This window comes from Ruegeria sp. CDSC081, assembly GCF_059610485.1.
Map to the genome: position 1 here is coordinate 15000 of NZ_JBXWNS010000005.1, position 26670 is coordinate 41669.

The 26670-nt window shown below is 55.8% G+C and carries 20 protein-coding genes and 1 pseudogene; 11 read left to right on the top strand and 10 right to left on the bottom strand.

Translation table 11 applies throughout. The features are described from left to right. Window positions 1-2 precede the first annotated feature (2 nt). Complete coding sequence (locus AC2FH9_RS09980) at window positions 3-2093, bottom strand: ABC transporter transmembrane domain-containing protein (protein WP_496871398.1); 2091 nt, start codon at window positions 2091-2093, stop codon at window positions 3-5. After that, window positions 2090-3769: an ABC transporter transmembrane domain-containing protein gene (locus tag AC2FH9_RS09985; protein ID WP_496871399.1), complete on the bottom strand. Its 1680-nt coding sequence runs from the start codon at window positions 3767-3769 to the stop codon at window positions 2090-2092. The genes AC2FH9_RS09980 and AC2FH9_RS09985 overlap by 4 nt, the downstream gene beginning before the upstream one ends. Window positions 3770-3976: 207 nt before the next feature. Here AC2FH9_RS09985 and AC2FH9_RS09990 point away from each other — a divergent pair, with 207 nt between their 5' ends. Beyond that, window positions 3977-6979 (top strand): PA14 domain-containing protein, encoded by a 3003-nt coding sequence (locus AC2FH9_RS09990; protein ID WP_496871401.1) that lies wholly within the window; start codon window positions 3977-3979, stop codon window positions 6977-6979. A gap of 224 nt (window positions 6980-7203) precedes the next feature. Continuing rightward, window positions 7204-7539: a hypothetical protein gene (locus AC2FH9_RS09995; protein WP_142635900.1), complete on the top strand. Its 336-nt coding sequence runs from the start codon at window positions 7204-7206 to the stop codon at window positions 7537-7539. Between the two features lie 175 nt (window positions 7540-7714). Here the strand turns inward: AC2FH9_RS09995 and AC2FH9_RS10000 are convergent, their stop codons facing one another. Then, window positions 7715-9454 (bottom strand): arylsulfatase, encoded by a 1740-nt coding sequence (locus AC2FH9_RS10000; RefSeq protein ID WP_496696146.1) that lies wholly within the window; start codon window positions 9452-9454, stop codon window positions 7715-7717. 143 nt (window positions 9455-9597) lie between these two features. Between AC2FH9_RS10000 and AC2FH9_RS10005 the strand changes: the two genes are divergently transcribed. Then, window positions 9598-10506, top strand: a complete 909-nt coding sequence (locus AC2FH9_RS10005; protein WP_496871402.1) for a LysR family transcriptional regulator — start codon at window positions 9598-9600, stop codon at window positions 10504-10506. 29 nt (window positions 10507-10535) lie between these two features. On the opposite strand, the gene AC2FH9_RS10010 is transcribed toward AC2FH9_RS10005, so the two are convergent. The 3 genes from AC2FH9_RS10010 to AC2FH9_RS10020 form a co-directional block, all read right to left on the bottom strand. After that, window positions 10536-11492 carry a formylglycine-generating enzyme family protein gene (locus tag AC2FH9_RS10010; protein WP_496871661.1) on the bottom strand — a complete coding sequence of 319 codons (957 nt, stop codon included), beginning with the start codon at window positions 11490-11492 and terminating at the stop codon, window positions 10536-10538. 223 nt (window positions 11493-11715) lie between these two features. Next, window positions 11716-12222 carry a hypothetical protein gene (locus AC2FH9_RS10015; RefSeq protein ID WP_496701570.1) on the bottom strand — a complete coding sequence of 169 codons (507 nt, stop codon included), beginning with the start codon at window positions 12220-12222 and terminating at the stop codon, window positions 11716-11718. Between the two features lie 409 nt (window positions 12223-12631). Further along, window positions 12632-13582 carry a GlxA family transcriptional regulator gene (locus tag AC2FH9_RS10020; RefSeq protein WP_496871404.1) on the bottom strand — a complete coding sequence of 317 codons (951 nt, stop codon included), beginning with the start codon at window positions 13580-13582 and terminating at the stop codon, window positions 12632-12634. A 154-nt stretch (window positions 13583-13736) separates the two neighbouring features. On the opposite strand from AC2FH9_RS10020, the gene AC2FH9_RS10025 reads away from it, so the two are divergent. From AC2FH9_RS10025 to AC2FH9_RS10040, 4 genes are read left to right on the top strand one after another with little or no spacing between them, the layout of a single operon-like run. After that, window positions 13737-14447, top strand: coding sequence for a GntR family transcriptional regulator (locus AC2FH9_RS10025; protein ID WP_271948135.1), 711 nt, complete (start codon window positions 13737-13739; stop codon window positions 14445-14447). Window positions 14448-14454: 7 nt separating this feature from the next. Further along, on the top strand, window positions 14455-15372 hold the full coding sequence (locus AC2FH9_RS10030) for a dihydrodipicolinate synthase family protein (protein ID WP_496696149.1): 918 nt from the start codon (window positions 14455-14457) through the stop codon (window positions 15370-15372). Window positions 15373-15375: 3 nt separating this feature from the next. After that, the gene (locus AC2FH9_RS10035) at window positions 15376-16872 is read left to right on the top strand and encodes an aldehyde dehydrogenase (protein ID WP_496871405.1); all 1497 of its coding nucleotides are present in this window, start codon (window positions 15376-15378) and stop codon (window positions 16870-16872) included. Further along, window positions 16869-18209 (top strand): NAD(P)/FAD-dependent oxidoreductase, encoded by a 1341-nt coding sequence (locus AC2FH9_RS10040; protein WP_496871406.1) that lies wholly within the window; start codon window positions 16869-16871, stop codon window positions 18207-18209. Before AC2FH9_RS10035 ends, AC2FH9_RS10040 begins: the two co-directional genes overlap by 4 nt. Here the strand turns inward: AC2FH9_RS10040 and AC2FH9_RS10045 are convergent, their stop codons facing one another. The 4 genes and pseudogenes from AC2FH9_RS10045 to AC2FH9_RS10060 all read right to left on the bottom strand — a co-directional run. Further along, entirely contained in the window at window positions 18210-18944 is a 735-nt protein-coding gene (locus AC2FH9_RS10045; RefSeq protein WP_496871407.1) for an SDR family NAD(P)-dependent oxidoreductase, read from the bottom strand. Next, the gene (locus AC2FH9_RS10050; RefSeq protein ID WP_496750108.1) at window positions 18941-19672 is read right to left on the bottom strand and encodes an SDR family NAD(P)-dependent oxidoreductase; all 732 of its coding nucleotides are present in this window, start codon (window positions 19670-19672) and stop codon (window positions 18941-18943) included. Before AC2FH9_RS10050 ends, AC2FH9_RS10045 begins: the two co-directional genes overlap by 4 nt. Before the next feature lie 67 nt (window positions 19673-19739). Next, entirely contained in the window at window positions 19740-21281 is a 1542-nt protein-coding gene (locus AC2FH9_RS10055) for a trimethylamine methyltransferase family protein (protein ID WP_142635980.1), read from the bottom strand. A gap of 122 nt (window positions 21282-21403) precedes the next feature. Next, window positions 21404-21553, bottom strand: a pseudogene (locus tag AC2FH9_RS10060) (BCCT family transporter); the annotation flags it as partial. Between the two features lie 143 nt (window positions 21554-21696). Here AC2FH9_RS10060 and AC2FH9_RS10065 point away from each other — a divergent pair. The 4 genes from AC2FH9_RS10065 (at window position 21697) to AC2FH9_RS10080 (ending at window position 26666) form a co-directional block, all read left to right on the top strand. Next, window positions 21697-22602 (top strand): LysR substrate-binding domain-containing protein, encoded by a 906-nt coding sequence (locus AC2FH9_RS10065; protein WP_282021563.1) that lies wholly within the window; start codon window positions 21697-21699, stop codon window positions 22600-22602. Between the two features lie 91 nt (window positions 22603-22693). Further along, entirely contained in the window at window positions 22694-23848 is a 1155-nt protein-coding gene (locus tag AC2FH9_RS10070; RefSeq protein WP_496871408.1) for an aromatic ring-hydroxylating oxygenase subunit alpha, read from the top strand. Between the two features lie 47 nt (window positions 23849-23895). After that, a complete protein-coding gene (locus AC2FH9_RS10075; RefSeq protein ID WP_142635874.1) occupies window positions 23896-24120 on the top strand; it encodes a hypothetical protein in 225 nt (74 codons plus the stop codon). 125 nt (window positions 24121-24245) lie between these two features. Next, the gene (locus AC2FH9_RS10080) at window positions 24246-26666 is read left to right on the top strand and encodes a GcvT family protein (protein WP_496871410.1); all 2421 of its coding nucleotides are present in this window, start codon (window positions 24246-24248) and stop codon (window positions 26664-26666) included. Window positions 26667-26670: the final 4 nt, after the last annotated feature.

The following is a 26670-nucleotide window of genomic DNA, read 5'->3' on the forward strand; positions in this document are numbered from 1 at the left end:
GGCTATCCTCCGAGCGCTTTCAACACAGCTTGCAGCTTCTTCCGGCCAGCCTCTCCGGTGGCATTCACAGCAACCTTGTCGCCATTGAGAAATATGAAACGGTCGGCGATCTGCATGAATGAGCGGTCGGCGGTTGCGATGACTACAGTGCATTTCCCCCGCTTGTCACCAACCCAGTGCTTAAACAGGTGACGCCGACGATCCGAAAGACCATTGGTCGGTTCGGAAAACAGAAAGAGCGAAGAAGGCCGCGCCATACAGCGAGCCAGAGTCAGCGCTTTGACCGCCTCTTCAGGCAACTGCGACAGCACTGTGTCGGTCAGTCGCGTTTCCTGGCCTTCTGGTAAAAGTTCGAGATCATGCAGCAGGTCCATCCTGTCCAGAGCCTCGGCAACCTGGTCCGGAGAAAGGCTGGGCACCGCCAGGCGGAAATTTTGCGCGACCGTGCCGTAAAACAAGGATTTCTCATAGGTTGCGTATGTGACAGATTTCCGTAATTCGTCACGGGCGATCTGGCGAATATCTATCCCATCATGCTCGATGGTGCCGCTCAGGGGGCTATACAGCCCGTCTATCAGGTCGAGAATGGCAGTGCGACTTGCCGTATCACTCCCCATGACCAGCACGACCTCACCCGGATTGCACTGGAAACTGACCTGCGAAAGGATCGGAGGATTCAACGGATCGGGACGGTACGTCACCCCCGAAAAACAGACCCAACCGCTAAGCGTCTTCTGATGCGATTGCTTGAGCCCCATTTCCAACTCTTCGGGCAGTCCAAGAACTCGATCGGCTTGTGTGCTGCTGGACCGAAACGACAGAATTTGAGGGAAGCTGGTGTACAGAGATTGAATCGGAGCCAGCACTTTGGACACCAACGCGATGGAGGCGATCATTGCGCCAAAGCTCAATGAGCCATTCAGGGCCCCAAGTGCGCTTAAAACGACTGCCCCGACCGTCGCCAATCCACAGATTGACTGTACAAGCGACTGGGTAAATGACTGAAACAAACGCGCACGTGCTGTCGCGCGTTCGCCGGCTTCAGCAAGGGGCAGACTGCGTGCCAGCCATTGTTTCTGCATTCCCAGATTGACCATCACCTGTTGATGCAGCACCGCGTCATGAATGGCGGCTTGACTGGCCGCATTAGCCTCGGCAACCGACTTGTCCAATCGTTTTTGAAAGGCAGTGGTAAAGATACCAAGGCCGACAAGGAACAGGATCGAACCCAATGTCAAAAGACCGACAGATGGCGCCAGATAACACAAAACCGCAAAGAAAATCAGAACGAAGGGCAGGTCAAGAAAAGCTCCCATTACCGGACCGGTAAACATGTCGCGCAGGGATTCGAATTGTCTGAACCGGGACAGTTGCTGATTTATGTCAGACTTCTGAAGCTGGCTCAGTGGAAGGGACATCAACTTGCGAAACAATGCCTCCATCATCTGTCGTTCGCCATTCCAGCCAATGTAAGCAAGCGCTCGGGTACGAGCGTGACGAAAACACAGGTCGGAGAGGCCGATTATGGCCACGCCGAAAGCCAATGAAATTAAAAGATCGACTGATCCAGACGGGATCACGCGATCGTAAATGGCCATGACCAACAGGGGCGCGGTCAGCCCCAGCAGGTTAGTTAGAAACGACGAAATGATCAGCCATGGCATCATCGCCCGCAGGCCACCAAATGCTGCTCCTACAGTTATCGGGCGGTCGTCTTCGTGTTGATGATCAAACCGGTCGATCCTGATAACCCTGCAAGAACGATGTGTTGGCTGTAATAGACGCAGATCGGGATTGAGGTTGTCGCTGACCTGGATGCCGCCCCCTGCTCGTCCTATCGCAAGATAGCAGCCTCCCTGATCTGGAAAGACCATGGCCGGGCATTGCCAATCAGATATCTCGTTTTCGCGGCACCTCAACTGCGTATGGGGAATACCAAGGTTGCGGAGCGTCTGAAGAATATCCTCTACCCGAAACCATTCGGACATGTGTGGCCTAGCTTCGATGATCGCATCCGGACGGTTTCGCCATCCGCCCTGAACCAGAAGCTGCTGTAACAACTGCCCTGCAATTTGCGCGTTCAAAGCAATCATGCCGCCCCCCTTCTGATCAGCTTTGCCGCTGTTTGCTCTAAAGTCGTGTCGAGTTCCCATTCCGCATACACACCCTCGGCAGAGGACCTGAGGCGAACTGTCTCTTGTGTGAGATTCTTCATTCGGGGATCGGGGCTGGCAATAATCAGGGTCAGTCGCGGCGAAACAGACATCAGATAGTCAGCCAGCGCTTGCCTTTCGGCGGTGTCCAAAACTGCCGTTGGCTCATTCATAAGCAGGATGCGCGGCTGCAAGGCCAGAGCCCGTGTCAGGGCGATCATCTGCCTGTTCACCGGGTCTTTTTCAAATGCTGTCCCGGTGTTCAGCGGAGTGTTATAGCCCAGAGGAAGACGATGAATGCGTTTCTCCAGCCCTAATGTTGCAGCTACTGTTTTTGCTCGCTCGACCATCGCGGCATCACCAAAAGCACTGAGGTTTTGCAACAGCGTGCCGGACAGGATCGCTGGCTGAGCCTCGAGCATGACCATGGCGTTCTGCCCACGCTGTGCCGCACGTTGGACTGCGGGCCGTTCGTCGATCCAAACTTCTCCTTGATCGGGCATTCGTTGCCCGGACAGGGCGTCGAAAAGCTCGTCCACCATCCAGCTTTTCTCGGCTTCGATCAAAATCCCAGCAGAAGGCGCGCCGTGAAAGCTGATGGGGCCGAAACTGTGGCCACAGCCATTCAACCGTTTCATCAAGACTTCATTGACCTCGATTCTGCCGGTCAAGGCTGGCTGATCAGAGACCGCATTGGGAACCGTCTGCAGACTGTCCATTTCGCCAAGCCTGCTGCGCGAGATCGCCACATTCTCGGATTGCACCCAAAGCGCCATCAGTTTGGTCAACGGCTGCACAATTCGGCCGTTCAGCAACATGCAGGCGGCCATTTCGGCGATGCCAATCAGGTTGTTAATCACCAGATAGGCCCCAAGCAGACCCATCGCCGCCACGGTCATTTGCGAAAAGATAGCGCCGAAGTTCTGTGCGAACCCGGAAAACTGGATCAACTTCCGGCTCATATCCACCGTCTGGCTTTCGAGCATCTCGAACCGACGGGTCATTTGCGGCTCCATCCGGTTGACCTTGACCGTCTGCATGTTGGTCAAAATCTCGGACAAAAACGCATAGCGGCGCGTATCGACCGTTTTGCGGCGGCGGAACAAATGCCATTGCGCGCGCTTCATGATTGCCGCGAAAATGGTAACCGTGCAAAATGCCCCAATCGGGACCAGCACCAGCCACCCTCCGATCAACCCGATCAGCACCGCAAACAAAAGGGTGAATGGCAAATCAATCAACAGAGTTTGCCCCTGCCCGGCCTGATGATCCCTGAGATGGCCGATCGCCCCGTAACGCTCGGCATAGGTGCTTGGCGGAACCTTGGAAAAGCTCAGCGTATTCGCGGTGACGACCGTGGCCATAAACTTTTGAAAATTCGAGACTGCGGAATCTTCGGCAGCGGCGGACAGCAAAATCGCGCGGCATTGACGCAAAATCAGCTCAACAACCGCGCTGACCAAAAGCACAACTGTCAGAACACGCAGCGTGTCAATCGACTGAAACGGAATGATCCGATCAAAGATCAGCAGGATCGAAATCGGCATCAGCAGTGAGAGCACATTCAGCGAAATGGATGCGGCCCAAACTGGGATATTGCTTTGTCCTGCCGTCATTCGCCCGGCAAACCTACGCGGTTTCATCGTTCTCTTCACCCAGTTGGTTGGCCTTCAGATTTGGGGGCCTAAAATTGAAGAACGGTAAATCCGTGCACCTTGAGAATGAAAATTTTCGCTTAAAATTTAACGGTTTAATTGACCTTCGCTGAACACCTGCATGGTAAAAGATGACGTGAATCAACACGTTTCCTGAGGTGTCATGCGATGGGCGATATGAAAGACAATCCGGAGTTTCGGGCGAAAACACTGCAGGCCGAACACGATGAAACGCATGAAATCGCCGCTCATCTATCGCGCAACACCGTCAACACCTCTGACGACCCCAGCCGCAGCACATTGCATACTGGCGAACAACAATCCGGCACTCTGGAAGACCGCGCGCATTTTGAAGAGTCGATTGAAACGCTGAACGTCACCGCGCCAACCGCGGTTGAAAGTTTCGAGGCACCAACCGACCAGAGCCTATCCAATTTCAGCACAACTGGATTCTCAGGTGCCGCGCAGCCTTTGCAGTCTGAGGACACAGCGGACACACCCGCGGTGCATACCCCGCCTCTCGAAGGGAACATGCCCGCCCAAACTCCTTTCAAGCTGCAACAGGCCATTGAAATTGACCCACTGGCTCTGCAAACGGCGGAAGGAAGTAAGCCGATTTCATTCCAGAAAACTGCCGGACAGTCTCCAGATTTTTCGGAGCCGGACGTGAACGACGCCCCCGAAGAAATCTTGTTGGACGGCACGACTATAGCCGAAAATGCAGTGGGCGGCGTGGTCGGTACCCTTTCGGTTGTGGGCCCGGATGACGGGGACACACATACATTCGAAGTCTCGGATGCCCGCTTCGAAGTTGTCGACTGTCAGCTACAGCTAAAACCCGGCCTCTCGCTGGATCATGAGGAGGCGGCGCAGGTCGAGGTGGATGTCACAGTCACCGATGCCGGCGGGTTGAGCCTGACGGAAAGATTCACGGTTGATGTTCTCGACGTGAATGAAGGACCAGTAGGTATCGCGCTGGACGATACCACAATATCGGAAAACGTCGCCGGTGCGATTGTTGGCCGAATCGAGGCGATCGACCCGGACGCGGAAGATGCCCACGTATTCGAAGTGTCAGATGACCGGTTCGAGCTCTTCAATGGAGAGCTTCGCGTGAAACCCGGGATGCAGTTTGATCACGAAGAGACCGCTCAGATCGACCTGCAGGTCACCGCCACCGATTCTGAAGGGCTGAGCGTGACCGAGTCTTTTGTCATCAACATCAAAGACATCAACGAAGGACCCACAGATCTTAGCCTTGGCCATGACACTGAAAACCTGATCCGCAACGGTAGTTTCGAAGAGTTTGACCTTGATGAAGGTCGCTGGCGGGGATTTGACGGCGACGATAGCGGCGCCTGGACCGACGCAAATGGAATCGAAATCTGGGACCGTCTTGGCGGCACTCAGGCCTCTGAAGGGGACCAACTGATGGAAATGGACCATGCGCGCGGCGTAGACAGCATCTCTCAGGTCGTCGAAACCGAGGCAGGCCAGCTTTATGATCTTGGCATCGACCTGCGCGAACGCCTTGCAGGTGGAACGGACACGGTTGAGGTCTACTGGAATGGCAATTTGGTCGCGGAGCTTGATCCTCAATCCGCCGAATGGCAAACATTCGACCTTCAGGTGGTTGGAACCGGTCAGGACAACCTGGAGCTGAGGGAAGCTGAAAACCAAAATGACAGCTATGGCGCGCTTGTCGACAACATTACTCTGACTGCGGCCGAGCTAACGGTGGCCGAGAATGTTGAAGGTGCCGTTGTTGGAAAAATCTCTATTGACGACCCTGACCTTGGCGACTCGCATCGGTTTGAAGTCTCTGATGACCGGTTCGAGGTTGTCGACAACCAGTTGCGGCTAAAACCTGATGTGGCGCTTGATCACGAAGAGGCCTCATCTGTAACGGTGGATGTAACTGTCATTGACGAGGGCGGTCTTACTCTGACCGAAAGCTTTATCGTCAATGTCGCGGACATGGTCGATCCCCGCATTTCCGCCGGCACAGATGGGGACCAGCCCCAAGTCACCGAGAGCGAGCCTGACGAGCCTGAACCAGATGCAAAACTCTCTGATGGGAATGATGCCCAAGACCCCATTTCGGAAAAGGCAGAGTTTCAGCCAGATGGTCTCGGTCCGGTTCGGCCTGAATCGCCTGCTGATCCAAACCAACCTTCGGCACCATATGAGAGCGGAGAACAGCCCCCTGCCCCAAGCGCCGAGATGCAAACTGGTTTTCGTGCAAGTTACTACGATGTGGACCACAGACTGACCCGATTGGATCAAATCGACTGGAACTCAGCCCCGACTCATCAGGAAGTTGTTTCCGAAATCGACTACAAACTTGGAAAAGACTCATTCTGGGAAGGCGGATCCTCGGACACATTCGGTACCAGGTTGGAAGGGTCATTCACTGTCGAGGAAGGGGGCAACTATACTTTCTTTGCCGGGGCAGATGATGGGATTGCTGTTTTCATCGATGGAACAAAGATCATCGAGTACGATAAGCCACATGGGTTTCGCACGTATTCAGAAGAGGTCAACCTTGAGCCCGGGACTTATGGCATCGAAGTCCGATATGTCGAGAACCACGGCCATGCGGGGCTGAAGCTGGAATGGGACGGTCCGGATACCGATGGCCGTGAGGTGATGCAGGCCGATCCCGGTTTGTCGGTTCCCAAGGACGACGCGATCCAAGTTGGCATCCAAGTTTCGCATGCGTCTGATCAGGCGAAGGTTACACTGGAGGGGTTGCCGGCAAATACCCTGATAATCAGTGGTGAGCATTCGGTGATCACCAATGGTGATCCGGTGGATTTGTCGGGTTGTAATCTGAACCACCTGGAGCTTTCCCCGCCAGTAGGTTTCGAGGGCGTAATTCATGGTCAGATCGTTGTATCAGACATAGACAGCGCCGGCACTCTCATCACTTCGGAAAACCCATTTGCCCTGACCGTCGGTGACGACCCTGTCAGCGCAGGGAATTCTTTGGACGAAGAACTGGCTTACGAAGCGCTGTACTCGAGCACTCCTGGAACCCTGCCTTGGGATGCTATCCATCCGACCGACAATGCCCCAGAGGTGGAAGTTCTGGACGAGCCGATCTCAACCTTCGGAGATGCAAATATTACTTGTATTGAAACAGATACTTATGAGAGATTTGATTGGTAGTGAATGCAATGCTCAGTGGAGCCGACCTGCATTCTGTTCTGGGATGCAATCTTTGCCACAGGCTTCTTGCCGAGACACTAGAATTTTGATTTTGCAGACGGTCCAACACCTATATTTTCTTTGGTTGTGCCCAAGGCACAGTCTGGCCAAAATTTCAGCAAATTTATGACAGAAATCACACCTAGCTGCGGCGTTCGAAACGAATCTGCTCTAGGTGAGATCAAATGAAAAAGTTGGCCATTCTTCTTATATTTATGCCCTTCACGGCGCTTGCAGAAGAGCGGGTGTTTGAATGTCAGTCACCAGACGAACAGCATCCCGAAATGGCTGCGAAACTGATCAAATACGAAGATCAAAACAAAGGTCGTATCAAGATCGGTGACATCGACAAAGAGGTCGATGTTTTCCCGGGGCTCGATACCTTGACCTACCTGTATATCGGCGAGGATCACACGTTGAGTTATAACGTCCACCCCCAGAAAGGCACGTTCGATTTCTCTGCCTCTGGTAGTAGAACCGGTTGGGGCAAAGGAACTTGCACGGAAATCACAGGGCAATAACCCGCATCTCCTCCTAACAATGCACCGGCCTGTTCCATGGGCGTGTGCTTGCGGCAAACAGTTGCTGCACCCGCAGTAGCGCCACATATCTATCGGCGGACCAACCAGCACTGTGCCTTTTTCAAGTATACGCATCGCGCCGCTTCCGTCCCGAAACGGCGCGATGACATTTCAGTTAATGCGCGCCACTGCGCTTGGCGTTGACGACCGTCTGCTCCAGGGGGTTATAGCCTTCGGGAACAGGCACAAGATTTACCCTTTTTGCATAGTCCTCAAAATAGGCCTGCATCGCCGCGACACGCTCGGGCATCTGGTCCGCCAGATTGTGTAATTCCGACGGATCAGCTTCGATATCAAACAGCTCCCATTCGCCTGTGCCTTTAGGGGCCAGATTCTGCATCAGTTTAAATTTTCCCTGGAATACTGCCGAAGACCCTGCAAGCTCATATCCGACCGGGTTGTTATCGTCGCGCACGGTTTCCGTCTCACCCTTCAGGACCGGCATCATACTGATACCGTCTGGCGTATAAATTTCGCGACCGTCATAGACCGGTCCGGGAACGTCTACGCCGGCAACGTCAAGAAGTGTTGGAACGATATCGCGAACAAAGGCAAATTTATCGACTTGCGATCCGGGCTCAACAACGCCCGGGAATTTCACGATCAAAGGGACACGCAAACCACCCTCGGTCGAGAATGTCTTAAAGTAGCTGCCCGGAACCGCTGCGGCTGCCGCCCAGCCAGGGCCGTAATCAGCATAGACACCCTGCTGCCCCATATCCGAATAATCGCCGTCAAAATCCTCGATATAGACCTTGTCGTAATGGGCTTTGTACCAATCACGATAGGCTTCAGACAGCGGCAACTGGTTCGGATCCGGGCCGTTATCCGCAAGGAAAATGACGATGGTGTTGTCCGCAATACCTTTTTCATCCAGATAGCTCAGAATCCTGCCGATATTGACATCCATATTGTCCAGCATTCCGGCATAGGTCTGCATCCGTCGCGCGTTGAATGCTTTTTCTTCGTCGTTAAGCTTTTCCCAATCCGGCATCTGCCACGGTTCATAAGAGGTTTTCGCAAACTCCGGGTCCAATTCCACATCCGGAGAGATCAGCCCAAGTTCCTTCTGCTTTTCCAGACGCGAAACCCGCAGGGCCTCGAACCCTTCGTCATAAACGCCGTCATATTTGTCGATGAATTCTTTTGGCGCCTGATGAGGGTAATGGACGGCCTGATACCCGACCCAGGCCAAAAATGGTTTACCGTCATCCAGGTTGCTGTCGATGTAATCGATCATCGTTTGGGTATAAAAATCGGATGAGAAGTAGTCGTCCGTTGGCAGGCTGACAAGCTTGTCGTCCTCGTAATAGTGCACCCGCGTATAGAACGGGGCATAGGGCTGCTCGACCCAGTTATCCGCACCGCTTTCGCCCAGCATAAAGGATTTCTCAAATCCGCGGTCATAAGCGATCGTGCCAGGCTCATGACCCAGGTGCCATTTGCCGGTCATATAGGTGTGGTATCCTGCGTCGCGCAACAAACGCGGCAACGCAACAACCTTGTCGTTCAAATGACCTTCATAGCCAGGCTTGCCGAATTGGTTATCGGCCTGAATCTCTAACATATTGCCGAGGCCTGCGAGATGGTTGTCGACACCGCTGATCAGCATAGTCCGAGTGGGCGAGCAAGACGCTCCGACGTGGAAATTGGTGAACAGCATACCGTCATCTGCCAGCTGGTCGATCGAGGGCGTTTCGATTTCACTGCCAAATGCACCAACATCGGAAAACCCCATGTCATCTGCGATTAGAATAAGAACGTTTGGGCGTGTATCCTCAGAATCGGCAAGTGCTGCAGTCGTTGATAACGCCGAAGCGCCAAGCACAGCTAATATATTCCTTAAAGGAACCATTGAATCCTCCGTTATGTGGGAAGTCCGGGGCGTCGTGCCACGGTCGACAATAATGTCGCAGGAAACGACAATTCCGGCTACAGAAAGAGACGACCATTCCATCATTTGGTATGAGCGTTCTGAATATTGGAACGAGGGTGTAAATGATTGATTCCAAAGCCATAGATGCGGTGCGCTCATTGGCCAGACACGGCAACTTTCGCGTGGCAGCGGATGCAATCGGAACCTCTCCGGCAAGTTTCTCACGCTATATCGGCCAGGCAGAAACTTATGCCGGTCAGGCGCTATTTGAACGGACAGGCCGCGGCGCAACCATCAGACCGGCGGGGAAACGCTTTCTGCAACTTCTGGACGCGCTGCACAATGCGACCAGCCAATTTGAAGCAGGAGTCAAACGGCTGCGTTCGGTCGGTCCCGAGGTGCTGAATATCGGCTGCGGACCCCTGACGACCCGGACGATCATCACGCCGCTTCTGGCAGAGCTGCTTGATAACTGGCCAGATCTTCGCGTCCGCGTTGATGTGCGGGCCACCATGGAACCCCTCGAAGCATTGCGGATAGGGCGTCTGGACGTGGCGGTTTGCGATCTGACACACACGCCCAACCTAAGCGATCTGGACATTCAGGTCGTTCGAAAGGAACCCGTTTTCTTCTGCGCTCGCCCCGACCATCCCATTCATCAGGCTACTCCGGTCTTAATCGCTGAGGTGTTTCGGCATCCGTTTATAACCGCGCATATGCATCGCCACTGGCGCTCTGCCATTGCCGCCACTTTGGGGAATGACGAGAAAGCCTGGCATATTGTTGACCGATTGCCCCAGATCGAAAGTGACGATTTCTCTTTGGTTGCCGATATGGCCTGCAGTGCAGACCTGATTGCCGGAGGAATGAAGGAGGATTTTGATCAGCACCTGAAATTGGGGATGTTGAAAGAGATACGAACCACGCAACCTCTGACCTGGAACATATGCGCTGCCCGTCGCAGGGGCGTCAAATTTGCCGCGCTTGATATGTTCTGGAATCGATTGTGCCACCGGTACGGGGCGGAATAAGCCCGCCGCATGACCGGAATACCCGGCGGTTAGTCTACATCGCGGACAACGCGAAATCCGACATGATTGCTGCCCAACGACATCTCAACCGGCTGCCGCGCTGCAGGTCGGTAACGCAGACAGAAATTCGGCGCGCAAAGCCATGAGCCCCCTTTGACCAACCGCATTGCACCCATCGATGCGCTACCGAACTGGGCGGCAAAGGCCTTTTCCGGGCCGGTAGGATCAATTTGGTCGCCAGGAATGTGCCCCGGCACCCACCAGTCGGCCACGTGCTCCCAGACATTGCCCGCCATGTCATACAGGCCGTAGCCATTGGCCACATATGAAGCTACGGGTGCGGTTCCGACATGGCCATCGTCAGCGAGGTTTTTGCTTGGGAACTGTCCTTGCCAGGTGTTTGCCTTCCACCCATTGCTGGGATCATAGCTGTCACCCCAGGTGTAGTCGGCGCCTTCGATCCCGCCGCGAGCTGCAAATTCCCATTCGGCCTCGGTCGGCAGACGACCTCCGATCCACTCTGCAAATTCTGCGGCATCCTCGGGTGACACATGCACCACCGGATGGTCGCCCAGTTCCGCAATCGAACTGCCCGGTCCTGCCGGGTGTTGCCAGCTTGCACCTTTGACATAGCGCCACCATGCGTTGGGATTATTCAGCGACACCGCTTCCTTAGGCTGGGCGAAGACCATCGACCCAGGCTCAAGCAAATCTGCAGGCAGACCCGGGAAATCCTCCGCCGACAAGCCACGCTCTGCCGTTGTCTGATACCCGGTTTCTTCGACAAATTTCGCAAATTGGTCGTTGGTAATTTCTGTCCGCGTAATGTCAAAGGACCCGACATTCACTGGATGGACCGGAGTCTCTTCCGCTTGAAAGTTTTGCGAACCCATCAGGAATTCTCCACCATCCAGCCGGACAAACTCAGGACCTGGTTTGGAACTGATACTGGTATACCAAACGGCAAAGCATACAATCGCAACCACGGGAACCGAGCCATAGGATAGCAATCTTCTTGAAAGGGGCATGTAGCATTAACCTGTTGGATCTATCAGGGGTGAATGTAGTGATTTGGTACGGTTTTCAATCCCCTACTGTGAATGGGCAGCATTTCCCCCCTTCGACCTGAGCTTCAACGAAAGGCGCACCTGCCTGCTGCGAGGCAAATTCACCGACACTTGTAAACTCATGTCGAATTGGGACCGCTGTTCAATTCAAACGATCCACAGCCGCCAAAGCACCTGACAGAGCGACCTTGATCTCTGAGGGCATGCTTCTGCCCTGTTTATATTGATTGGCCGCGATCCAACCTGCCTTGTGCCCCCGTGCGCCGATCGCCTTCATCCGTGCATCAGCCGCAGAATCCGGCATTTTTTCAACCAGGTTTCTCGAATACTCGATCTCATCGCGGGACAAAATCATACCAACCGCACTGTAAACATCCATGCCTACTTGCATCGTCAAATGATCCAGCCGATGCGTTGCCCCAGACAACATGCGCGTGCAAAAGGCCGCCAGAAAATACCAGCGAAAGATCGCAAGTATGCGCTTCTGAGTATCAGTGACTGTATCCACCTCAAATAATGCCGTGGCGGATATCTTTTCAAATGCTGCACTGGCCGCCTGTGAGGCCTGAATAATCTGATCCTCGCGCACGTCTACGGGTATGACTGGCGGGACAGGTGTCACGACCGGCTGGTAAGTTTCGAAATTCATGCATGGCCTCCGGCTTTGGTTGCTGAAGGGAACATGGGGGTTCGAAAATGCATCCCGATGTGAATCTCTGCCATAGTTTGTAAGTATACCCGGTATTTTGGCTAAACTTAAAAGCCATTTTTCATATGTAACGCAAACTCAAGGACAAACTTGGCTATTTGAGCTATTAATTGTGTGGGATTTGGGCCGCATTTTTTGCAGAAATCTGGGCCTTTATATCGCCCTAAACCCCCTTACATCTGACACGATCTTGCAGAATTTGTGCCCTTTTTACCAAATACAAACAGTCAATCCTGCTGATCAGTTTACGAGTTTGAATTTAACGAGGGGGTACAAGCGGGACTAGGGGGTGAGCGCCTGCCGGGCCGGGCTCGCCCTAGGGCAGAGCAGCTCCCCCCGCCGCCTTCCGTCAGTCGATTTTGCTTTTTTGCGAATGCGGTGTGACACCAAAACTGGATCGATAAACCCGCGAGAAATGGCCGGGATTTTCAAAGCCACAAGCCAACGCGACCTCGGTGACGGATGCTTCGGTCTGAAGCAAAAGCTTTTGCGCGCGTTCCAGGCGCAATTCCATAAAGTATTTTTTGGGCGAAGTGTTGAGATACTTACCAAATAACCGCTCTAACTGGCGCGTGGATATGCCAAGATCATCCGCGATCTTTGACGGAGAAACCGGTGCTTCAAGGCATTCGCGCATGGTATGGATGGCCCGAGCCAGATGTGCGTTACGCATCCCGTTGCGCGATTGCAATGATACCCTTTGTTTGGCCGTTGCGTTGCGGGCAGCATTATACACCATCTGGTCTGCAACCGCGATCGCCAGCTCCTCGCCGTGGTCGCGTCCGATCAGATGCAGCATAAGATCGGCAGTTGCCGTCCCACCCGATGCCGTGATGTGTTTCGCGTCTGCCACGAAGACACTGCGCACAAGGTTCACCTCTGGGAACGCTTCCATAAACGCATCGTGATATTCCCAGTGGATCGCAGCCTGAGAGCCATCCAGAAATCCGGCCTCTGCTAGAAGCCAAGCACCAGAACACAATGCCCCGATCGGCGTGCCCTGCGCACGTTCGCGTCGCAACGTAGCCAGAAGGTCACGTGAGACATGGTTGCGCATGTGGATGCCCGACAAGACAAACAGCTGATCAGTCTTTGGAATATCGCCCAACCCGCCATGCACAAGTGTCACCACCTTATTGGAACATACTGCACGCTCTGCGTCCTCCGATATCAGCGTCCAATCATATAGCGTTTCCTCACTGACCAGATTGGCGATCCGCAGTGGTTCGACGGCGCAGGAAAAGGCGAGATGCGAGAACTCCTCGATCAGAACAATGGTGATGTGCCGCATCTGAGGCATAGGGCTTTCCACTTTGTTCGGCCGGATTGGCTGAGTCTTTGTCGTTGGATTATGCTGCACGAAATTTCTATGTATACAATATGTATTTTATTCGGATACAAAAAGGAGGCAATCGAACCCAATCGATTCTTGCTGGCTGGGCTGGAGGATCCGGATGAAGGACGTCGCAAAAACCCGCAAAACGCAGCTGGCCGAGCACTTGAAGGTCTCGATCCTGACTTTGCGCCTGCAACCCGGCACCGATCTGGACGAGGTGCATCTGTCCGATGCGTTTGGCCTGTCGAGAACGCCTTTACGCGAAGTGTTCCGACAACTCGCCGGAGAAGGATATCTGGACCTGCGCACAAACCGCAGCGCGCGCGTGTCCGAAATGTCGTATACCACCTTGCGCGATTTCTTTCTGGCCGCGCCGATGATCTATGGTGCAATCCTGCGACTGGCAGCGGCGAACGCAAAGCCTGTGCAGATTGAAGCCCTGAAAACCGCTCAGCAGGCATTCAAGGCCGCGCTGCGGGATGGGGCAGCCGAAGAGCGCGCCCTGGCCAATAACCGCTTTCACGAAGTGACCGGCGAAATGTCGGGCAATGTCTATCTATTGCCCTCTTTCAACCGTTTGCTGATTGACCATGCCCGTATCGGCATGACCTTCTACCGGCCACAGTCGGGCAGGATGGTCGAAAACCTGTCCGAGGCAAGCCAGCAACACGACGCCATCATCGACGCCATCGAGGCACGCGATGAAACGGCTGCTGCGCAGCTGGCCGAAGATCACTGGAACCTGTCACGCGATCAGATCGAACTGTTCGTGATGCCCGATGCGCTGGATGTCCCAATGGGCCTCCCACCGCTTTCGAAACCAGCATGAGGACGGAATGAACCCAATTTTCCGATTTGAGGGGGTCTTTACCCCGGTGGTTACGCCCTACCAGGCCGATGACAGCGTGAACTGGGACGCGCTGGCGCAGGTGATCGAGCTTCTGATCAAGAATGGCGTGCATGGTCTGATCTCGGGCGGGTCGACCGGAGAGAATTATGCGCAGACCGTGGAGGAACGGCTGGAATTGGCGCGGTTCACCCATGTGCGTCTGAAAGGCCGTTTGCCTCTGGTTGTTGGCACGGGCGCGATGTTGACGTCGGACTCGGTTGCGCTGGCGTCGGGTGCAAAGGAAATCGGGGCGGATGCGATCCTGTTAGCCAGCCCGCCCTATTCGGTGCCCACCGACCGCGAAAATGCGCTGAATGCGCTGGCCATCGACAAGGCCGCCGACCTGCCGGTAATGCTGTACAATTATCCTCACCGCACAGGCACGATGATGGGCGAAGAATTCCTGGACCGCGTCGGACGCAGCAGGAATTTCTGCGGCATCAAGGAAAGCTCGGGCGATATCAACCGGGTGCATCTTCTGGCGCGGGACTATCCGCATATCCAACTGGGATGCGGTATGGACGATCAGGCGCTGGAATTCTTTGCCTGGGGCGCGCCGTTCTGGGTCTGTGGCGGCTCGAACTTTCTGCCTGCCGAGCATGTGGCGCTATACCAGGCCTGTGTAATCGAGGGCGATTATGCCAAGGGCCGCCGGATCATGTCGGCGCTGATGCCCTTGATGCGGGTATTAGAACAGGGTGGCAAATTCATCCAGACCATCAAGCATGGTGTCACAATGAATGGGATTGACGCGGGCACCGTTCGACCGCCGCTGAAATCTTTGAACAAAGATGACAAACGCGCGCTAGAGCAAGTGACGCGCGTGCTGAAACAGAAAATCGCTGACATCATGGCAGAGGGGTAAGGTATGACATTGCTGACGCAGGACGAATACGACTCCATCGCCGCGGGTCTGACCTTGCCAACCGGCGCCTTTATTGATGGCGCGTACCGCCCGGCGATTTCCGGGCAGTCCTTCACAACGGTTAACCCGGCGACCAACAAGAAATTGGCCAACATTGCCGCCTGCGGTGTAGCGGACGTGGATTTTGCCGTCGAGAAGGCGCGCGAAGCGTTCGAAGATGGCCGCTGGTCGAGGCTGCACCCATCCGAGCGCAAAAATGTGCTGATCCGGTTGACCAAACTGATCACACGCAATTCACGTGAACTGGCGGTGATGGAAAGTATCGACAGTGGCAAGACCATCTTTGACTGTGAGACCGTCGACCTGCCCGAGACCATTCATTGCCTGAAATGGCACGCTGAGGCGATCGACAAGATCTATGATCAGGTCTCGCCCGCCAGTGACGACCACATCGCTTTGGTTGTGCGCGAGCCGATTGGCGTTGTCGGGCTAGTCCTGCCCTGGAATTTCCCATTGCTGATGCTGGCATGGAAGATCGGGCCCGCTCTGGCTGCGGGCTGCTCGGTGGTGGTGAAACCGGCCGAGGAGACTTCACTGACGGCATTGCGGCTGGCCGAACTGGCGATGGAAGCCGGTCTGCCACGCGGCGTGCTAAACATCGTCCCCGGCGCAGGTGCCGAGGTGGGCGAACCTATCGGACGGCACATGGATATCGATATGGTGTCCTTCACCGGTTCAACCGTGACTGGCAAACGGTTTCTGAGCTATTCGGCGGAAAGCAACGCCAAAGAGGTGGTGCTTGAAATGGGCGGCAAGAATCCGGCCATTGTGATGGAAGATGCGGAAAATCTGGACCGCGTGGCGGCACATATCGTCAACGGTGCGTTCTGGAATATGGGTGAGAACTGCTCGGCCACGTCCCGCCTGATTGTCCACAAGGACATAAAGGCCGAGTTGCTCGACCGCATCGCCCATCATGTAAAGCAATGGAATGTCGGCGAGCCTCTGAACCCGGAAACACGATTGGGCGCAATGGTCAGCGAAGCTCATTTCGATAAGGTCTGCGGATACCTGGATCAGGCCGAAAACGTGGTGATCGGAGGCAAAGCGGACAATGGCTTTGTCGAGGCCACCGTAGTCGAACTCCCTGGCAATGACGCCATCCTGGCACGTGACGAAATCTTTGGTCCTATTCTTTCGGTGATCACGGTTTCCAGCTTCGATGAGGCCATCAAGATCGCCAACGATACCGAGTATGGTTTGTGTGCATCGATCTTCACAGCCAATGCGAAACGCGCCATCCGCGGGGCGCGGATGATCCGGGCGGGAACGGTGACTGTAAACAGTTTTGGAGAGGGCGATATCACCACGCCCTTTGGCGGTTATAAACAGTCTGGCTTTGGTGGGCGCGACAACTCGATCCATGCGCATGACCAGTATACTCAGCTAAAAACCATCTGGGTCGACCTGTCCGACGATGCGGATGAGGCCGTGGATTGAGCAGCTATGCCGCCCGAACCCTGCCAGTCCATCGCGGACCTGCGGCCTGGTGCGTCATATTAGGCGATCCACCCCCAGCCCAAGAACTGGATGGTGATCTGACGGCGGATGTCGTGATTGTTGGTGCCGGTTTCGCAGGCCTGTCAGCGGCACAGCGTTTGAGGCAGCTGCAAAGCGACGCAAAGATCATCGTGCTTGAGGCTGGCCGCGTGGCTGAAGGGGCTGCGGGGCGCAATACGGGTTTTATGATCGATCTGCCACATGACCTGGCCTCGGACAATTATTCCGGGCCGGGGGATGATCGCACCATGATCACACTAAACCGACTTGCAATTGATTTTGCCCGATCGGCGGTCGAGCAATATCAGATCGACCCGAATTTCTTTGATCCGGCTGGCAAGGTTAACGGAGCGGTGAGCGCGGCGGGACATGCACATAATATCAGCTATGCGCATCATCTCAGCACTTTGGGTGAGACCAGTGAAATGCTCGACCAACAGCAGATGCACGCCCTGACAGGGTCGCGCCACTATCGGTCGGGGCTATACACACCCGGCACGGTTATGTTGCAACCAGCAGGCTATATTCGCGGTCTGGCTGCGGGACTGATCAAGGATGGCATTGCATTGTACGAGAGCTCTGGCGTGTCCGGATTTGAGAAGCAAGGCGGTGCGTGGCTGGTAAAAACCGCGCGCGGTACCGTCAGCTCTGGTGCAGTCATCCTGACGGTGAACGGGCATCTGGAAAGCTTTGGGATCGAGCGCGACCGACTGATGCAACTGTTCCTTTTTGCGGCAATGACCCCGGAGCTGGACGCCGAAGTGCTGTCGCGGCTTGGGGGGCAACCCCGCTGGAGTGTCACACCATCTGATCCGTTGGGTACAACGATGCGGCGCATTGATACGGCGCAGGGCGGCAATCGGATCATAACCCGTACCTGCGCGGCCCTGCGCCCGGGCATGACCTCAACTGCTGGTGATCTGGCGCGCGCCTCGCGGGTGATGCAGCGCAAATTCGACCAGCGATTTCCGCAGTTGGCGGGGCTGGACATGCAATATCACTGGGCCGGTCATCTCTGCCTCAGCCTGAACGGCGTTTCCGTCGCGCGAGAGGTCGAACAGGGCGTGATTTCCGGCTGCGTCCAGAATGGGCTAGGCACGGCGCGCGGCACCCTGACCGGTATCGCGGCAGCAGAACGCACCTGCGGCCACAGCTCGAATATCACCCGGTATTTCGACGCCCAGGATCAACCCAAACGCCTGCCCCCAAAGCCATTTCGAGAGATCGGTGCCAATGCAGTGCTGCGCTGGAAAGAATGGCGCGCGCGGGACGAGTGATCAGGGCAGGCTCAGCTTGGCCATGCGGCCTCCGTCGACTGTGTAGACCTGCCCGGTGATAAAGCTGGCATCATCCGACGCCAGGAAGGCGACCAGCGCCGCAACCTCTTGCGGGCTTCCGGTTCGGGCAACGGGGTGTATGCGCTTGATATCCTCGTGAAATGTCTCCGGGTCCGGCATTGAGGCGATGAAATCCAAGTTCAACTCGGTGTCGATCCAGCCAGGGGCCACGGCGTTGCAACGAATGCCCTCTGCCCCATGATCCACGGCCACCGCTCGTGTCAGGCCATGCAACCCGGCTTTGGATGCGCAATAGGCAGCATGGCCGGGATTGCTGCCCAGCCCCTCAATCGAGCCGATATTGACAATCGCCCCGCCCGCCCGCCGTAGATGGGGCAGCGCCGCCTTGATCAGCAGGAACGGGGCCGTGAGGTTGACTGTCAGCGTGCGCTGCCAGTCTGCAAGGCTCATCTGCTCGACGCCGGCTTCCTGCATCATGCCTGCATTATTGACCAGAATGTCCAATCGCCCGGACAGATCAACGACCTGATTGACCACCGTTTGCGGGCTGTGGGGATCTCTGAAATCGGCCTCGAACCCTTCGAATTCCGGATCGCTCCCACGTTGCGCGGTAAAGACCCGTGCACCTTCGTGTTGCAAACGTTCCGCGATGGCGCATCCGATACCGCTGCGCCCGCCCGTAACCAGTGCGGTTTTGCCGGTAAATCGCGTCATGAAACCGGTTTTCCTCCGTTCACTTCCAGCAATGCCCCGCACACATAGCGCGCGGCGTCCGAGGCAAGAAACATCACCACATCAGCAATATCTTCGGGCTCGGCGATACGCCCCAAGGGCACCGTCCGGCCCAGCTCTGCCACGGCAGTATCCGGATCGAAGCCGCGTTTTTCAAACCCCGACCGCAGCATCGGCGTGTTTACTTCATTCGGGCAGACGGCGTTAATGCGGATGCCCTGATGCGCGTGGTCCATACCCATGCATTGTGTCAACGACGCAATAGCTGCCTTGGTCATGCAATAGACCGCGTGGTTCGGCCCAGGGCGCAGCCCCCAGCATGACGCGGTGTTCACGATCGCGCCACCACCACGCGCCGCCATGATCGGGATTGCGGCGCGACAGATGCGAAAGGGCGCCTCGACATTTACGCCCAGCGACAATGCCCAGTCGGTATCCAAAGTCTCGGTCACCGCTCCGCGGGTGATGACCCCCGCATTGTTGACGACGATATCCAGCCCGCCCAGCGCATCCGCCGCATGTTGCGGCAATGCATCTGCATAAGCGCTCTCGCGCAAATCGCCGGGCAAATGGGCGTCGGCCTCGATACCCTCAACCGAAATGTCCGCAACCGCAACCCGTGCCCCTGCCTGCCGCATCCGCTGTGCAATAGCAGATCCGATGCCGCCCGCAGCCCCTGTGATGAGCGCTGTTTTGCCCGTCAGCTCCATTTTCCCTCCGAGTGCTAAATGGAAACCCACCCGACAATGCAGTCGGGATAGGTCCAAGGCGAAATCTTTAATAGGTTTGGTTCAGCTCGTCAGCGGCGGGAATTTCCCGTTCTCGCCGGGCAATATAGTCCAGCAGGGCCTCGTTTTTGGCCACGTCCAGTGTCGGTTCCTGGTATTCGGCCAGCAGCTTGCGCGCGTGCTTCAACGCGCGCTCAGTGATCTCAACCCCGCCTTCTGCCACCCACTGCTCAATCGAGTTATTGTCGAACATCTCGGGCATGAAAAACGCCGTTTGAAAATTGTCCTGCGTGTGCGGATGACCCAGATAGTGCCCGCCTGGACCGACCTCTGGAATGGCGGCAAGAGCTTGGTCAAAATCATCCCATTGCGGGCCTTCTGCCATGCGATAAGCCATCGCACATTGCTCAGCATCGACAATGAACTTGGCGGTGGAACAATGCATCCCAGCCTCATTCCAGCCAGCCGAATGCCAAATATAGTTCGCACCGGAATGAAGAACCGCCTGCAGCGTCGTGGCGGATTCGTACCCGGCCTGCGCATCAAATGTCTTGGCCCCACCCAGCGTGTTCGAGGTGCGCCATGGAACGTCGTAGAACCGGGCCATCTGCCCGATCATAAAGTTCATCAGGCTGATCTCGGGCGTGCCGGCCATCGGGGCACCTGATTTCATCGACACCGTCGACAGGTAGTGCCCGTAAATCGCCGGAGCACCTTTGCGAATGACTTGGGTATAGGCCAGCGCGCTCAGTGCTTCGGCGTTCAATTGCGCCACGGTGGCGGGAACCGATGCGGGCGTATTGGCCCCGCCCAAAACAAAGGGCGAGCACAACACAGGCTGATTGCGGCGAGAAAAGGCCCGCATCGCGCCCAGCATCGTTTCGTCCCAGACCAGCGGAGAGTTTCCGTTGCAGTTGCCCGTGGTGACCGGATGATCTTCAATGAAATCTTCCCCGAACAGGATCGCACACATCTCAATGACGTCTTCGGCGTTTCTGGGCGAGGTGGTCATACCCATGAACGTCTTGTCCGAATGTTTCATCGACGAATAGGTAATCCGCAGATGTCGCTGACTGATCGGGTGGTCGTAAGGTTCGACAATGTGATGCGCCGAGGAATGCATCGCCGGCAGCATGTGGCTTAGTTTGTGGAACATTGCTAGATCATCGAGCGTCGGATTGCGCCTCACGTCATCGAGATCGCGCAGAAAGGGCGCGCCGGTCATCGGCACAAAGATCGAGTGCCGTCCGCCCAGTCGCACGTTCTTGTTCGGATCGCGAGCATGATAAGTGAAGGTGCTGGGAATGGTGGCGATCAGCTCTCGGACCAGGCCCCGGTCCAGATAGACCAGTTCGCCCTCGACCTTTGCACCAGCTTTTTTCCAATCCTCCAGTGCGATTGCATCGCGAAACTGAACACCGACATTCTCGAGAATATCCATTGAGGCGCTGTCGATCCGGTCGATCTGGCTGCCATCCATCACCTCGCATAGGGGGATGCCTCGGGTCAGGCCGGGCAACATCTCGAAATTCGGAGCAGAGCGCAGCGCGCGCCGGGCCGCACGGCCACCGGTTCGGGTCATGGTACGCATATTCACAGGGCGATCCTCCAATCCTCCCCAAAAGATTGCGGTATTTGGTCAAAGCAAGCCTCACTAATTGCGATACATGTTTGCAGGAAGCGACCCGCACCCGAAACCGCCGAAATGATCTACAGACCCATGATGACGACCAGACCTGCTATCAGTTCTGCCATGCTTAGCGCGGGATCATCTCCGCCCATATCCATGATCCACTCCATGTCGGTGATGGCATAAGAACCGTCAATGAACTGGCTGACACCAAACCCGGTCGTCACAGAAACATTGCCTGATCTTTACCGCACGTATCGGAAACACGGCACTCAACATCATCGTTTTGGAAAATTTCTTCTGGCGCACAATCTTAAAAAGTCCAATATTTGAGTGAGAAGAATTAACCTGAAGACCACCAACGGCTACACCTGTCATGTCCAGACGCCACTATAATCTGCCGCCACTCACCACGCTGTCGGCCTTCGAAGCCGCTGCGCGCCATCTAAGCTTTAAGAATGCGGCTGAAGAACTGTCGGTAACGCCGGGCGCGGTCAGTCATCAGATCAAAGCGTTGGAAGGTGATCTTGGCACCGCCTTGTTCCAGCGCAAACACCGAGGGGTCGAACTGACGGAAGACGGCAAAGCGCTGTATGACGCGCTGGCTTCTTCGTTTACCCGCATCTCAAAAACACTGGCAACAATCCGCGACCGTGCCACCGTCGAAAAGGTAACCGTAGGATCAACCACTGCAGTGGCTGCTCTTTGGTTGTCGCCATCGGTAATCCGGTTCTGGCGCGAAATGCCTGAAGTAAATGTTGACCAGCTTTCACAGGATCGACCATTTCGGGATCGGCCGGATATCGATTTCTTTATTCGCTACGGCCGGGACGGCAACGGTGACCTTTCGCACACTCCTCTGTTTCGGGATTGTCTGGTCCCCGTCGCCTGCCCAGAGGTGGCGGATCGGTTGGCCGGTGCAAGCCTTGAAGATCTCGCCGCTGAACGACTGATACATCTAGACTCTGAAGACCGCAGCTGGACCACTTGGCCCGAATGGTTTCAACAACTCGGGTACACGGGGACCATTCCGATTGATTCTCGTGTGAACAGCTATTCGGTAGCCCTCCAGCGGGCGCGTAAGGGGGCCGGGCTGGTTCTTGGATGGCAACGCTTGATCCAACCCATGCTGCAATCGGGAAAGCTGGTGGCAATCGGGCCCCACCTCCAGATCGCTCCAAACCAGTTTTATCTGGTTGGCCGCTCGGATGAAGACTTGTCCGAAAGTGCCCGGGCGCTGAAAGATTGGATCATTCAAGAGGTTCAGGACGGTTCGGTTTAGGTGAAATCACCCTGTGATGAGGTTTTCTGATATTGAGTGGATGCCAGCGTATCCGCCAATAGAGACCAAGCAACACCTGCAGGAGAGCCCGATGAACAAGCATACTGCGCTGTCTTCCGTTCTGGTCGATGTGAATGTCGCAAACGGCCTGCCAAACGAACACTATATCGACCCGGCACTTTTCGCCGAAGAGCGTAGATCGGTTTTGTACGCCAACTGGTCCGGGATCGGCTTTGGCAAAGACGTGCCCGAGGAAGGCGATGCCATGCCGGTCGATTTCCTAGGCATGCCTTTACTAATCGTGCGGGATCGGGATGGTGAGGTTGGCGTATTTCAAAATACCTGCCGTCACCGCGGGATGATCCTTGTCGATACCCCTCGCAAGATAAGTGGCGCGATCCGTTGCCCCTATCACAGCTGGTGCTACAGCCTGAAGGGAGAGCTGCGTGCGACGCCACATGTTGGCGGCGCCGGTCACAACACCCATGAGGACGTGGATCGCAAATCTCTGGGCCTTATCCGTATTCGCTCTTATGTCTGGCGGGACGTGGTCTTTGTTAATGTGGACGGCAATGCACCCGAATTCGAAGAGGCGCACGCCGCCTTATTGGAACGCTGGAAAGAGTTTGATCAACCAGTACATCACGGCGGTGAGGCCTCTTCGTTCAAGTTGGAGGTCAAGACCAACTGGAAGCTGGCGGTTGAGAACTATTGCGAAAGCTATCACCTGCCCTGGGTGCATCCCGGCCTGAACAGCTATTCGCGACTTGAGGATCACTATAACATCGAAGTGCGCGGGCACTATTCCGGTCAAGGCACGCTGGTCTATCGACAACTCACTGACCATGACGGCACCACATTCGCCGATTTCGACGGGCTCAGCGATCAATGGAATGAGGGCGCAGAGTATGTGGCCGTGTATCCGAATGTTCTTTTGGGTGTGCAGCGTGACCATGCCTTTGCCATTGTCCTGGAACCGGTTGATCACGAAAATACCGTTGAGCATATCGAGCTTTATTATGCCAAAAGCATCGAAGACACACCTGAACATGATGGCCTGAGGGCGGCAAACGCCCAGCAATGGAAAACTGTGTTTGAAGAGGATGTGTTCGTTGTTGAAGGGATGCAAAAGGGTCGGCACGGAATGTTGTTTGACGGCGGTCGGTTCTCTCCGGTGATGGATGGTCCGACGCATAATTTCCATCACTGGGTTGCGACACAGATTGAAAGCGGTCGCGCCGACTGAACCAGCTGTCTGGCCACGCTCGACTGGCCAGACGCGACGGAGACCCGATGGACAGAACAGAACTGGATCGCTTGCTACTTGAGGCGCATGATCATGATGATCCTGCCGCGTTGGTCCGCTATTACACTATTGCAGCAGATGAATGCGAAGCGGTGCAAGATATCGACGCGGCCTGTTTTTACCTGACCCACGCCTTTATATTCGCCCTGGAAGCCGGGGCCTCTGAAACAGATGAATTGAACCACAGACTGGTCGAGTATGGACGTGCATAGTGGTGGGCATCGGAGACTAACCTTGGTTTATATCTGTTCAATCCCACGTGAAATTTAAACCCGTTGTCTTGGGTTCAGTACTGGTAACACATGACGACAAGACCAAAATTTTGGATGACAGACTCATGAAGACAAATGCACAGGCAGTGGTAATCGGCGGGGGTGTGATTGGGTGCTCGATCCTGTATCACCTGACCAAATCGGGGTGGTCAGACGTGGTGCTGTTGGAACGGGATGAACTGACATCCGGCTCGACCTGGCACGCGGCGGCGAACATCCACGGACTGCATGACAGCACCAATATCAGCCGCATCCAACACTATACGATGACGCTGTACAAAGAACTTGAGGCTGAAACCGGCCAAAGCTGCGGCGTGTTCCAGCCCGGCTCGTTATATCTGGCCCAAACCGAAGAGCGCGAACACCAGCTGAGGATACAGGCCGCCAAGGCCAAGCTGTACGGGATGAATTTCTATGAGATCAGCATCGAAGAGGCGCAGCGTCTGAACCCGCTGGTCAATTACGATGGCATCCGATGTGTCATGTACGAACCTGATGGCGGTAATGTTGATCCCTCGGGGGTCACCAACGCCTACGCTGTCGGCGCGCGCCAGCGTGGGGCCGAAATCCACCGCTTTACGCCGGTCACTGCGACAGATCAGCAAGAAGACGGCACCTGGATCGTACGCACCCCTAAGGGGGACATCCAAACGCCGTGGGTTGTGAATGCCGCCGGTCTGTGGGGCCGCGAAGTTGCCATGTTGGCCGGGATCGAGCTACCCCTGCAACCGACCGAGCATCAGTATTTTGTCACCGAAACCATGGCTGACGTCGCGGCGCATGATACCCGCCTGCCCTCGGTCAGTGACCGCGATGGCGAGTACTATTTGCGGCAGGAAGGTCAGGGCCTTTTGGTGGGGGCCTATGAAAAGGATATGAAATTCTGGGCCGAGGACGGCACACCCCTGGATTTTGCCCATGATCTGTTTCCCGACGATCTGGAGCGGATCGAAGAGAATATGATGAACGCCATCGAACGCGTACCTGCCGTGGGCGACACCGGGATCAAACGGGTCATCAACGGACCGATGATCTGGTCACCCGATGCCAACGTTCTGATGGGACCAGTGCCCGAGGTCGACGGCTATTTCTGCTGCAACGGCATCATCCCGGGATTCTCGCAATCGGGTGGCATGGGCCTGATGGCGGCGCAGTGGATCATCGAAGGCGAAACCCAATACGACATGTTCGCCTGGGACGTGGCGCGGTTCGACACATGGGCTACGAAAGATTTCACCAAGGCCCGCGTGCAGGATCAGTACGCACACCGCTTTGCCATCCACTTCCCAAATGAAGAACGCAGCGCAGGACGCCCTGCCCGGACCCGCCCGATTTATGACAGGCAAAAGGACATGGGTGCCGTCTTTGGCCTGAATGTCGGATGGGAACACCCGCTGTGGTTCGCAGAGGCGCCCGGCGCCACGGACACCAACGGATTCACCCGCCAGAACTGGTGGGAACCGGTGGGCGCGGAATGCCGGATGCTGCGCGATCGGGCCGGGATCATCGACATCTCAAACTTTGCCAAATATGTTTGCAATGGTCCGGGAGCCGAGGGTTGGCTTAATGCCGTATTCGCAAATTCCATGCCGAGATCGGTTGGTCGATCCTGCCTGACCCCGCTGATCTCAAAACGGGGAGGTATTGCCGGCGATTTCACCGTGACCCGCGTGGCCGACGACGAATTCTGGATCATCGGCTCGGGCATGGCCGAGCGCTATCACAAACGGTTCTTCAAACAGGTTCCTCTGCCCGATGGCACCCGTTTCGAAAGCCGCACCGAAGAGACTTGCGGCTTTAACGTGGCTGGCCCGAAATCGCGCGAAATCCTGCAACGGCTTACGAATACCTCGCTCAGCCCCGAGGATTTCCCCTTCATGCGCTCGCAACAGATCGAAATCGCCGGAATTGCGGTCCTGGCGCTGCGTGTCTCCTTCACCGGCGATCTGGGCTGGGAGGTGCATTGCGCCACGAAAGATCAGCTCCGCCTGTATGAGGCGCTGATCGAGACCGGAAAAGAGTACGGCGCAGGTCCAGTTGGCAGCCGTGCACTGATGTCGCTGAGGATCGAAAAGGGCTATGGGTCTTGGGGGCGCGAATACAGCCCCGAATACTGGCCACACGAGGTCGGGTTGGACCGGTTGTGCAAATTCGACAAATCGTTCCTGAACAAAGATGCCGCCAATACTGCCACGACCTCTCCAGCCAGAGAGCAGCTTGTCCTGCTGCATCTGGACGAAGCCGACACCGCAGCTTCGAACGCTGACGCGACCGGAGGCGAACCCATTTTCATGGACGGGCGCGGAATTGGTCGGGTGACATCGGGTGCTTATGGCTATTCCGTGGGTATGTCGCTGGCCTTGGGCTATGTTTCGGGTGCCGAGGCAGGCGATAGGGTCGAGGTCATGGTATTAGGGCGCCCGCATAGGGCAACGATCCTGAAAGAACCGCCCTTTGATCCAACTGGGACGATCTTGCGCGGCTAACCCA

What these genes read in the sequence shown, in the direction of transcription:
- AC2FH9_RS09980 (WP_496871398.1), bottom strand. Translation starts at nt 2,093, where the DNA reads ATGATTGCTTTGAACGCGCAAATTGCAGGGCAGTTGTTACAGCAGCTT.
- AC2FH9_RS09985 (WP_496871399.1), bottom strand. Translation starts at nt 3,769, where the DNA reads ATGACGGCAGGACAAAGCAATATCCCAGTTTGGGCCGCATCCATTTCG.
- AC2FH9_RS09990 (WP_496871401.1), top strand. Translation starts at nt 3,977, where the DNA reads ATGGGCGATATGAAAGACAATCCGGAGTTTCGGGCGAAAACACTGCAG.
- AC2FH9_RS09995 (WP_142635900.1), top strand. Translation starts at nt 7,204, where the DNA reads ATGAAAAAGTTGGCCATTCTTCTTATATTTATGCCCTTCACGGCGCTT.
- AC2FH9_RS10000 (WP_496696146.1), bottom strand. Translation starts at nt 9,454, where the DNA reads ATGGTTCCTTTAAGGAATATATTAGCTGTGCTTGGCGCTTCGGCGTTA.
- AC2FH9_RS10005 (WP_496871402.1), top strand. Translation starts at nt 9,598, where the DNA reads ATGATTGATTCCAAAGCCATAGATGCGGTGCGCTCATTGGCCAGACAC.
- AC2FH9_RS10015 (WP_496701570.1), bottom strand. Translation starts at nt 12,222, where the DNA reads ATGAATTTCGAAACTTACCAGCCGGTCGTGACACCTGTCCCGCCAGTC.
- AC2FH9_RS10020 (WP_496871404.1), bottom strand. Translation starts at nt 13,582, where the DNA reads ATGCCTCAGATGCGGCACATCACCATTGTTCTGATCGAGGAGTTCTCG.
- AC2FH9_RS10025 (WP_271948135.1), top strand. Translation starts at nt 13,737, where the DNA reads ATGAAGGACGTCGCAAAAACCCGCAAAACGCAGCTGGCCGAGCACTTG.
- AC2FH9_RS10030 (WP_496696149.1), top strand. Translation starts at nt 14,455, where the DNA reads ATGAACCCAATTTTCCGATTTGAGGGGGTCTTTACCCCGGTGGTTACG.
- AC2FH9_RS10035 (WP_496871405.1), top strand. Translation starts at nt 15,376, where the DNA reads ATGACATTGCTGACGCAGGACGAATACGACTCCATCGCCGCGGGTCTG.
- AC2FH9_RS10045 (WP_496871407.1), bottom strand. Translation starts at nt 18,944, where the DNA reads ATGACGCGATTTACCGGCAAAACCGCACTGGTTACGGGCGGGCGCAGC.
- AC2FH9_RS10050 (WP_496750108.1), bottom strand. Translation starts at nt 19,672, where the DNA reads ATGGAGCTGACGGGCAAAACAGCGCTCATCACAGGGGCTGCGGGCGGC.
- AC2FH9_RS10055 (WP_142635980.1), bottom strand. Translation starts at nt 21,281, where the DNA reads ATGCGTACCATGACCCGAACCGGTGGCCGTGCGGCCCGGCGCGCGCTG.
- AC2FH9_RS10065 (WP_282021563.1), top strand. Translation starts at nt 21,697, where the DNA reads ATGTCCAGACGCCACTATAATCTGCCGCCACTCACCACGCTGTCGGCC.
- AC2FH9_RS10070 (WP_496871408.1), top strand. Translation starts at nt 22,694, where the DNA reads ATGAACAAGCATACTGCGCTGTCTTCCGTTCTGGTCGATGTGAATGTC.
- AC2FH9_RS10075 (WP_142635874.1), top strand. Translation starts at nt 23,896, where the DNA reads ATGGACAGAACAGAACTGGATCGCTTGCTACTTGAGGCGCATGATCAT.
- AC2FH9_RS10080 (WP_496871410.1), top strand. Translation starts at nt 24,246, where the DNA reads ATGAAGACAAATGCACAGGCAGTGGTAATCGGCGGGGGTGTGATTGGG.